Origin of the sequence: uncultured Rothia sp., from assembly GCF_916715725.1 — a bacterium.
Lineage (GTDB): Bacteria > Actinomycetota > Actinomycetes > Actinomycetales > Micrococcaceae > Rothia.
This window is the reverse complement of the sequence record NZ_CAKAPD010000001.1, coordinates 499330-509606: the sequence shown is the minus strand read 5'-3', so window position 1 is coordinate 509606 and position 10277 is coordinate 499330. Positions and strand designations below refer to the sequence as shown.

Annotated in this window: 7 protein-coding genes; all 7 read right to left on the bottom strand. The window is 61.3% G+C overall.

Annotation, left to right across the window (positions count from 1 at the left end):
* Positions 1–76 precede the first annotated feature (76 nt).
* A complete protein-coding gene (locus tag QZ822_RS01910) occupies positions 77–1018 on the bottom strand; it encodes an inositol monophosphatase family protein (protein ID WP_294642155.1) in 942 nt (313 codons plus the stop codon).
* 81 nt (positions 1019–1099) lie between these two features.
* Positions 1100–2227 carry a ribosome small subunit-dependent GTPase A gene (rsgA, locus tag QZ822_RS01905; protein ID WP_070604484.1) on the bottom strand — a complete coding sequence of 376 codons (1128 nt, stop codon included), beginning with the start codon at positions 2225–2227 and terminating at the stop codon, positions 1100–1102.
* On the bottom strand, positions 2228–3739 hold the full coding sequence (aroA, locus tag QZ822_RS01900) for a 3-phosphoshikimate 1-carboxyvinyltransferase (protein WP_294642153.1): 1512 nt from the start codon (positions 3737–3739) through the stop codon (positions 2228–2230).
* A gap of 275 nt (positions 3740–4014) precedes the next feature.
* Complete coding sequence (rsrA, locus tag QZ822_RS01895; protein ID WP_294642151.1) at positions 4015–4320, bottom strand: mycothiol system anti-sigma-R factor; 306 nt, start codon at positions 4318–4320, stop codon at positions 4015–4017.
* Positions 4321–4408: 88 nt separating this feature from the next.
* Positions 4409–5128 (bottom strand): sigma-70 family RNA polymerase sigma factor, encoded by a 720-nt coding sequence (locus QZ822_RS01890; protein WP_294642149.1) that lies wholly within the window; start codon positions 5126–5128, stop codon positions 4409–4411.
* 461 nt (positions 5129–5589) lie between these two features.
* The gene (locus QZ822_RS01885) at positions 5590–6189 is read right to left on the bottom strand and encodes a GDSL-type esterase/lipase family protein (RefSeq protein ID WP_005505446.1); all 600 of its coding nucleotides are present in this window, start codon (positions 6187–6189) and stop codon (positions 5590–5592) included.
* Between the two features lie 220 nt (positions 6190–6409).
* Entirely contained in the window at positions 6410–10087 is a 3678-nt protein-coding gene (locus tag QZ822_RS01880; protein WP_294642147.1) for a multifunctional oxoglutarate decarboxylase/oxoglutarate dehydrogenase thiamine pyrophosphate-binding subunit/dihydrolipoyllysine-residue succinyltransferase subunit, read from the bottom strand.
* Positions 10088–10277 lie beyond the last annotated feature (190 nt).

Genomic DNA, 10277 nt, shown 5'->3' with positions numbered 1-10277 from the left:
GCTTTCCACTTACCGAAAGCCGCCGCCTCGCTATATTGCTACCGCCACCGGGGGAGGGGCTAGGGGCGGAGAGAGTCTAGGAACGGGGCGCGAGCGCCTCCAGCACCTGCTGCTGGACCGCCGCCGTGTTACTTGCTACCAGGGACACCGGGTGCATACCGGCGGTAGAAACGCCCGCGTGCTCGGGCAAATCGCCCTCCAGGGTGGAGGCGACACCGCCAGCTTCGCGGATCAGCGGCAGTAGCGCCGCCACCTCGTAGAAAGATAGGGATGCGTCCACGACGGTATCCACGGCACCTTCAGCGAGCATACACGCCGCCCAGAACGAACCGTACGCACGGGAACGACCCACTGAACCCAGAAGCTGTACAAGCTCGTCAGAGCGGTCCACAGCGCCTTCAGAGACCATCTTCCAGGAGGAGAGGTCGGTGTACGTGGCAGACAGCTGATCCAGCTGAGTCAGCGAAGACACCTCAAGACGAGTCGCCTGCGCCAAGGACTTACCCGTGTACGCGCCCGAACCGCGAGCAGCCCACCAGCGGCGACCCAGCGCGGGTGCAGACACCACACCCACCACCGGCTCGCCCTGATCCAGCAAAGCAATCAGAGTCGCCCACACCGGCACGCCGCGGCGAAAATTATCCGGCTCAGCAATCGGCGCAATCACCCACTGGCGCGACGCCTGACCGTTATAGCCGGCATGCGCACCGGCAATACCGTCGCGAGTACGCACACGCGACAGCTGCGCGCGCAGAAGCTCCTCAACCTCCTCAGCCACACCCGAGGCGTAATCGTCAGGCTCCTGCACCGGTTCCTGCGGCTCCGCGGGCTGCTGAACCGCCTGCTGCCACGGCGCCAACGGTGCCGCAGCGGGTGCCGCCTCGGCGGGCTCTACCGCCTCGGAAGCGGGGGAGAAGACCGGGCGGTCACGAAAACGCATGGCGCTCACACGATCGACGCTATCGGCAAGAATATGCGCAAGACGCAAATCGTCGGTGTACTGCTGGGGACGGCTCATAGTAATGCTCTTCTTCAGTATTCGGTGATGTAGTCAGCAAAAATGTGTGCGTAGTGCTGTGTGCAATGCAGGGGTGAGATGCTAGACGAGAGCGCCCAGCTCCTTCTCCGAATCGCCCTCTTCAGGAGTCAAAAGCAGTAGCTTACGCAAGGAGTCCAGGCGGGCGGGACCGCTCTCGCCGGCATGACCGGCAGCAACGTACGCCTCCAGACCGCACTCGGGAGCCTGCGCCGCGTGAGTACACGCCTTCGGGCAATCCGCCGCACCGGGCGCCAAATCCACGAACGCCTCCACGACGGTCTCCGGCGGCACATGCGCCAGACCGAAAGAACGAATACCCGGAGTATCAATAATCCAGGTGCCCGGCTCCATCGGGTCGCCATTCGCATTCACCGGACGCAACGCCAACGCCGACGAGGAGGTGTGGCGACCACGGCCCGTCACCGCGTTCACGTGGCCGGTCGCACGCTCGGAGCCGGTCAGCGCATTCACCAGGGTTGACTTACCCACACCCGAATGGCCCAGAAGCACCGACACCTGGCCCAGCAGCTCCTGCAGAAGCTCCTGAACCGGCGCCGACTCCAAACCGGCAGCGCCCTCCTGACTCGGCGCCAAACCATCCGAAGAGGAGGACAACACAATCTTCAAACCGCTTGCCGCATAGTAATCCAGCAGGTTCTGCGGGTACCGCACATCGGTCTTCGTAATGCACAGAATCGGCTCAATACCGGCATCAAACGCCGCCACCACGGCACGATCAATGAAGCCAGTACGCGGCTCCGGGTTCGCCGCAGCAACCACAATCACCAGCTGCTGAGCGTTCGCCACGACCACGCGCTCCGACGGGTCGGTGTCATCGGCGCTACGGCGCAGAATCGAGGTGCGCTCGCCCAGACGCACAATGCGCGCCAGGGTATCCTTCGCGCCGGAGGTGTCACCCACCAGATCCACAAAGTCACCGGTCACAATCGCGGTGCGGCGCAGCTCCTTAGCGCGCGCCGCAATGAGGGTACGCTCCTTCTCGGTACCCTCATCAACTACAACCGACCAGCGGCCGCGGTCCACCGTAATGACCCTGCCACGAATCGCTTCTTTGAAGGTCGGGCGGTCCTTCGTGCGGGGGCGGGAGCCCTTCTTGTTCGGGCGCACGCGCACATCCGACTCATCCCATTCGGAGAAATCGCGCACGTTCATGCGGGAAGAACCCATTTAGAAGACCTCCTGGTCGGCGGTAACGTCAGAGGTGGAAGCGCCGACCTGCCATTGCGCCAGCATGTCCTCCCACATTGCGGTAAATTCGGGCATGGTCTTAGCCACGGTAGCTACGTTCTGCACCACCACATTGGGGCGGCGCAGACCAATAATCGCCGCGAAGGTTGCCATACGGTGATCGTCGTAGGTGCGCGCCAGAACCGGCGCAGCCTCAGCGGTAGCGGGGATGGGCGCCTCAATCACCAGCGAATCGGCGGTGTCGTGGGCGGTACCTCCCAGACGGTTAATCTCAGCGGCGAGCGCTGCGAGGCGGTCCGTCTCATGACCGCGCAGATGCGCAATACCGGTCAGCTCAACGCGGCCATTCACGAAAGCGCAGGCAGCCGCCATGGTCGGCGCCAGCTCGCCACCGGCAGACAGATCAAAGGAGAAGTCACCCTCGGGAAGCTGCGCCGGACCGGTCACAGTCAGACGGCCCTCAGCGTAGCGAACCTGCGCACCCAGCGCGGGCAGAAGCTCACGCCACATATCGCCCACCTGGGTCGTACCCGCCGAAGAATCAGCCGCCGGTGCAGGCCAATGAGGGATAGTCACCGACTCGCCGGTAACCACGGCAGCGGCAAGGAACGGACCGGCATTCGACAGGTCCGGCTCAATGGTCATCTCAAAGCCGGGGAAGGAACCGGGGTGAACCGTCCAACGGTACTCGCCACCCTCTGCTTCGTTGCTTTGGCTCGGGTAGTGCTCCTGCACCCGAATACCCATCTGGCGCAGCGCCTCCACGGTCATCTGAATGTGCGGGATAGACGGCACCGAAGAGCCCTCGTGCACCAGCACCATACCCTGCGGCAGGCGAGGCGCCATCAGCAACAGCGCCGAAACGAACTGGGACGACGTCGAAGCATCAATACGAACCACGGGCGCCTCAGAAACACCCTCCGCGCTCGCCAGACCGGGGGAGCGCAGCACGAAGGGCAGAGCGTTCTCGCCCTGCTCACACTCCACCTGCACACCCAGCTGACGCAGACCCTCAAGAACAGGGCCCATCGGACGCTGACGGGCGTGCGGGTCACCGTCAAAAGCGAACTCACCCGGCAGCAGCGCCGCCAGGGCAGGCACAAAACGCATCACGGTACCGGCAAGACCGCACTCAATCGAAACCGCGCGTGCCTGAGCGGAATCGGACTGCGCCTGTGCGGAATGCGCTTCCACAAAGCTCAGGGGAGTGACCCTAATATCCGGGCCGAACGGCGAATCGGTCGGCACCAGCTCAATACCCGCACCCAGCTGACGCAGCGCCTCAATCATCAGCGCCGAATCGCGCGAATGCAGAGGCGCACGCAAATACGAGGGGGAATCAGCCAGAGCAGCAAGCAGCAGATAACGGTTCGTGAGCGACTTAGAACCCGGGATATGCACCAGCGCGTTCTTGCCAGCGGCTTCGCTGGAGGCGGGTGCCAGGGGAGCGGGCCAATCACCGGGGGAAAGCTGCACTGCTGCGTCGCTCATATATCCTCTTTTGGTTCAAATCATGGGGAGGGCGCAGAATCAGAGAGGCTGCGCCGGTTGACGTCTACCCCTATTCTACCGGTTGAGGGTTTGCGAGCCGCTGAGGGCTCCAGCGATGAGATAGGCTGCGCGAACCAGACAGCGCGACCCAAGCAATACGAACCAGATAGCGTGAACCAGCCACTACGCAGGAAGGCGGCGCACCCTCATCGGTACACCGCCTTCACACATCGTCAGAATTCTGTCCCCTCAGCGAGGCAACAGCTTGGGGCAGCTTAGAGCTTTGCCTCGGCGCAGAACTTCTGCACATCCTGCAGCAGGCGAGCCTTCAACTGCTCGGGTGCCTGCTGAGCACACGAAGAACGCATCTTCTCACGAACCATCAGCTCAAAGTCCTTCACATCCTCGCACTCGGGGCAGGCATTCAGATGCGCCTGAATCGTGCGCAGCTGCTCGGGGCTCAGCTCCCTATCGAGGAACTCGTAGAGGTGCTTGAGGGTCGACGAGCAGGGCAGGCCGCCGCAATCCTCCAGCGGCTCGGAGGCTGCGGGGACGGAAGAATTCTTGTCTGTGCTTGACATCGGGGTTCCTTTCACACGGAAGGTATAAAGCGTTAGGGGAGAGCCGCCTCAACCTCATGGAGGCTAGCTCACGTGGAGAAAAGCGGAGCTAAGAATAAGAATCCGCAGGTGCCTCGGAACGAGAGCCCGCCGGCGGGGACTTGACGCCCTTTGCTTTGGTAGCCTTAGCGCTCGCCTTCGCTGCAGCTTTCGCCTCAGCCTTCGCTTCTACCTTTGCGATGGTCGACGGGCGCAGACCGTTCTCACGCGCATAATCGAGCAGCTTCTCACGCAGAATACGGCGGCCACGATGCAGGCGAGACATCACCGTGCCCAGAGGGATATCCAGAATCTCCGCAATATCCTTGTACGCGAACCCCTCCACATCGGAGTAGTACACCACCATACGGAAATCCTCAGACAGCTCATTCAGAGCCTCACGAACCTCCGTATTCGGCAGGGCACTCAGCGCCTCCGCCTCGGCAGAACGCAGACCCACCGCATCATGCTCACCGGCCTGAGCCAGCTGCCAATCCTCCACCGTCTCCCCCTGAGACTGCTGCGGCTCACGCTGACGCTTACGGTACAAATTGATGTACGTATTCGTCAGGATGCGGTACAGCCACGCCTTCAGGTTCGTACCCTCGGTGAACTGGTGGTACGAAGCAAAAGCCTTCATGTAGGTTTCCTGCACCAAGTCTTCAGCATCGGCAGAGTTGCGGCTCATCCGCAGGGCGGCAGCGTAGAGCTGATCCACATACTGCATAGCGTCCGCGGTAAAGCGTTCGCGTAGCTCGCGGGTATCCGCCGCGGTGTTGGTTTCAGCCATGTTTCTCCTCTACAGGAACGCGCCAGGCGTTCACTTCCATAACGTAGAATTCTTCTCTTTATTCCGCAGAATGCGCACAAACATCTGCGGGTAAAGCAAAACCCCGGGTCCGAATAATATCCGAAACGCCGGGGTTTTAAAGTGTATGCAAGATACCTTATGCGTTGGGGCGCTTACCGTGGTTTGCGCCGCCCTTACGACGGTCCTTGCGCTTACGACCGCGCTTGCTCATCAGAGCCTCCTTATAGTGTTCATGGATGCACGCCCCACCTTCGCGGTGCGCGCTCCCTATTACCTGCCCTAGCAGAGGCGGTCACCGAAAACCGGTGCTCCACGCTATAAGGGCAACGCCGTCTATTTTTTCATAGAAACGGCATGATTGCATCTTGGAACCGGGATATGAGCTAAAAAACACGAACTTTCTTCGCATCAGCTCACAGCCCCAGCCGGGGAGCGGGCTCTTAGCCGTGCTCAGGAATGTTCAGCCAGTTGTACCAGCCGCGGTGCAGAACCAGCCACGCCATCAGACCGTAACCGGACTGACCCGGGCGGCCGTCATTCGCGGCAAGGTCGTTGCGCCACTGCTCGTGATGCAACAGCGGGTTGAACGTATCCACGTACACATGGTTACGGCGGGTCACCACATCCGCGTACGCCGCCGACAGGTCAGCGATACGGCGGTTACGCTCAGCGTCCAGGGTCGGCGGCGGACCAACAACCAGAACCTTAATGTTGTTCTGCGACGCCATGTCCACAATGTTCGCCAGGTTCAAACGCGAACGAGCGCTGGTCAGACCCAAATCAATGTCAAAGGTCGACGGAGCAATAATGAGGCGGTTATCAGCACCGGGAACGAAGCGGCGACGCGCCTCCTCGAACCAGCGTGCATTCAGCTGCTCGCTACCTTCATTGGGGGCGGCAAGGTTATATGCCGCAATGGATGCGGTGGTCTGCGGGGTGCGCGCCATAACACGGCCAAACCAGCCGAGGGTACGGGGATCGCCAACACCGGCGAGCAGGTCATCGCCGACTGCCACAATTCGAATATTGCGTTGCTCCACGGAATTCTTTCTTCTGCAGTATGCGCCCGCCGTGTGAGGCGGCAAGGCACGTGAGTAATAGTCTTTATATCTAGGATAAGCGCTTACCGGCCTCTTTTCGAACTTAATACCCTATCCGGTAAGTATCCGAGACTAAAAAACCCGTCTTCCCACCAGAAACATCTGACGGGAAGACGGGGTTTGAAGAGCTAAATCATGAGCCGATCAGCTGTAGAAGACCTTAGCCTTCGAAGACCTGCTTGAGCAGAGCCTCAGCCTCAGCTGCGTGCAGCTTGCCGGTACCGGCAGCCGGGGAAGCCGCAGCGGCACGGGAAGCCAGACGCACGCGGCGGTTCAGCAGCGGCAGCAGGTTCACAGCCATGAACGGCCACTGACCCTGGTTAGCAGGCTCGTCCTGAGCCCACACGACGTCGGTAGCGTTCGAGTACAGAGCCAGCTGCTCCTTGATCTCCTGCTCGGGCAGCGGGTACAGCTGCTCCACCGAGACAATAGCGGTCTTGGTGTCGCCGCGGCGCTCGCGCTCCGCTTCCAGATCGTAGTAGAGACGGCCGGACACGAAGACCAGACGCTCAACCTGAGCCGGGTTGATACCCGAACGGTCACCAATCACCGGCTGGAACGAACCCTCGGTGAAGTCCTCAATCGAGGACGCAGCAGCCTTCAGACGCAGCAGCTGCTTGGGGCTGATCACCACGAGCGGCTTGTACGGACGGTGCTGAGAGTGGCGACGCAGCAGGTGGAAGTGCGAAGCCGGAGTCGAGGGGCAAGCAACAGTCATGTTGTTCTCAGCGCACAGCTGCAGGTAACGCTCAACACGAGCCGAGGAGTGGTCAGGACCCTGACCCTCGTAGCCGTGAGGAAGCAGCATAACCAGCGAGGAGCGCTGGCCCCACTTCTGCTCGGAGGAGGACACGAACTCGTCAATGATGGTCTGAGCGCCGTTCGCGAAGTCACCGAACTGAGCCTCCCACACCACGAGCGAGTCGGGGCGCTCCACCGAGTAGCCGTACTCGAAGCCGAGAACGCCGTACTCAGAGAGGAAGGAGTTGTAGATACGGAACTTGCCCTGATCCTCAGAGAGGTGCTCCAGCGGCGACCACTCTTCATCAGTGATGTGGTCGTGCAGCACAGCGTGACGCTGAACGAAGGTACCGCGCTGAACATCCTGACCGCTCATACGAACGTCGGTGCCCTCCATCAGCAGCGAACCGAAGGCGAGCAGTTCACCCATACCCCAGTTCACGTTGCCGGTGCGGCCCATCTCAACACGCTGATCCATGAGCTTCTTGAGCTTCTTGTGGATGGTGAAGCCCTCGGGAGCCTTGCCGAATGCGTCAGCGATGTGCTGGAAGGTCTCACGGGAGATCGCAGTCTTACCGGAGTGAACGACCTCGGTGTTCTGCTGGGATGCGGGCAGTTCCAGACCGGAAACGTGCGCGCCAGCAGGAGCCGGTGCCGAAGACTGAGTCTCGACGAAGATAGCGTCCAGCTTCGAGTGGTAGGAGTCCAGAACCTCGTCTGCCTCTTCCTGAGAGACATCGCCACGACCGACCAGGTCCTGTGCGTACAGGGTGCGGGTCGACGGCAGAGCGTCGATGTCCTGGTACATCTTCGGCTGGGTCATCGACGGATCGTCAGCCTCGTTGTGACCGCGGCGGCGGTAGCAAATCAGGTCAATGACAACGTCGCGACCGAAGCGCTCACGGTACTCGAATGCCAGGCGTGCGGCGCGAACCACTGCGTCCGGGTCATCAGCGTTGACGTGGAAGACCGGAGCCTTGGTCATACGCGCAATGTCGGAGGCGTGGGTTGCGGTGCGGCCGTCGTTGGGCAGGGTGGTGAAGCCAATCTGGTTGTTCACCACAACGTGCACGGTGCCGCCGGTGGTGTACGCCTTCAGGTCAGCCATCTGCAGGGTCTCCATGACGATACCCTGGCCAGCGAACGCTGCGTCACCGTGAATCAGGATCGGCAGGACCGGGTGGCCCTCAACGCCCTGCTCACGGTAGACGTCCTGCTTAGCGCGGACGATACCCTCGAGCACGGTGTTTGCAGCCTCAAGGTGCGAGGGGTTAGCAGCCACGTACACCTGGGTCTGCTTACCGGAATCGGAGGTGAAGATACCCTCGGTACCGAGGTGGTACTTCACGTCACCGGAGCCACCCTCGTAAGGTGCTGCGGTGCCGGAGAACTCACGGAAAATCTGAGCGTAGGACTTACCAGCAATGTTGGTCAGCACGTTCAGGCGACCGCGGTGTGCCATACCAATGGCAACGCCCTTCAGGTCGTTGTTAGCGGCCTTGTCCAGAACAGCGTCCAGCAGCGGAATCAGGGACTCGCCGCCCTCCAGGGAGAAGCGCTTCTGACCCAGGTACTTGGTCTGCAGGAAGTTCTCGAATGCCTCAGCCTCAACCAGCTTGGAGAGAACACGCAGCTGCTCCTCGCGGGTGGGCTTAGCAACGCCGCGCTCCAGGCGCTCCTGGAACCATGCGCGAACCTCGGGGTCCTCAGAGTACATGTACTCAACGGACAGGGAGCCGGAGTATGCCTCGTGCAGGCGCTCCAGGATGGTGCGCAGCGGCAGACGCTCGGAACCGCCGAAGCCACCGGTCGGGTAGACGCGGTCCAGATCCCACAGGGTCAGGCCGTAGTTCTCCAGCTTCAGGTCCGGGTGCGAACGCATCTTGTAGCCAACGGGGTTGGTTGCTGCGGTCAGGTGGCCGTGCACGCGGTACGCGTGAATCAGCTGCTGAATACGTGCAACCTTGGAAATTTCGTGAGCGTCATCGACGTGGTTGTCGCGTGCCCAACGAACCGGCTCGAAGGGAACCTTCAGGTCGCGGAAGATTGCGTCGTAGAAGTCGTCGCCGCCGAGCAGGTAGTGCTCAACCAGCTTCAGGAACTCACCGGAACCTGCACCCTGAATGACGCGGTGGTCGTAGGTGCTGGTCAGGGTGATGATCTTGGACAGGCCCTGCTGGGTGATGAGCTTCTCGGACAGGCCGCGGAACTCAGCCGGGTACTCCAGCGCACCCACACCGATGATGGCTGCCTGGCCCTTGGAGAGGCGGGGCACCGAGTGGACGGTACCAATACCACCGGGATTGGTCAGCGAAACAGTGGTGCCGCGGAAGTCCTCAATGGTCAGCGCGCCGTTACGGCCACGCTTAACGATGTCGTTGTACGCATCCCAGAACTCGCGGAAGCTCAGCTGCTCAGCACCCTTGAGGTTCGGAACGACCAGGTTACGGGAACCATCGGGGCGGGGCAGGTCAATAGCCAGACCAAAGTTCACGTGTGCGTTGTGGATTGCAACGGGCTTGCCCTTCTCGTCCACACCGTAGGTCACGTTCATCGAAGGCATCGCTGCCACTGCGCGAATCACAGCGTAACCAATGATGTGGGTGAAGGAAACCTTGCCGCCGCGGGTGCTTGCCAGGTACTTGTTGATAGCTGCGCGGTTCTCAATGAGCAGCTTTGCGGGGACCGCACGAACGGTGGTTGCGGTGGGGACAGTCAGCGACTCTTCCATGGTCGTAACGACTGCCTTAGCAGGGCCGCGGAGGGGGACAATCTTGTCTTCAACAGGTTCCACAGGTTCAGCCTTCTTGGTAGCAGCGGGAGTGGTGGGATTAGCAGGCGCAGCCGCAGGCTTCGGTGCCGCGGGAGCGGGAGTTGCTACAGGTGCGGCAGGCGCAGCCGGTGCGGCGGGGGCCGCAGCAGGAGCTGCACTAGCGGTACCGGCGCCTCCCAGCGCCTTGTCGATGGTCTCAAAAATGGGCCACCATGAAGGGTCCACGAGGTTCTTGTCCTTCTGGTAACGCTCGTACTGTTCTTCAACGAACCATTCGTTACCGGCAAATTCCTCAGGCACCAGATGTTCTGGCAGATTTGGCACGTTAAACGCCTCTTCCAATTAGTGTGAATTTATCCGTCGCGTCCGGGACTCTCCCCGGCATAGACGACCCGCGTCTTCGAGGGGCGAATCATCACGCTGAGCATGTGCGCATCGCCTAAGATGGTGGCCGTATGTGCGGGGTGTGCACCGTACAAACCTGCCTAGCGTGCCGTGAACGTCGGGGTTCATC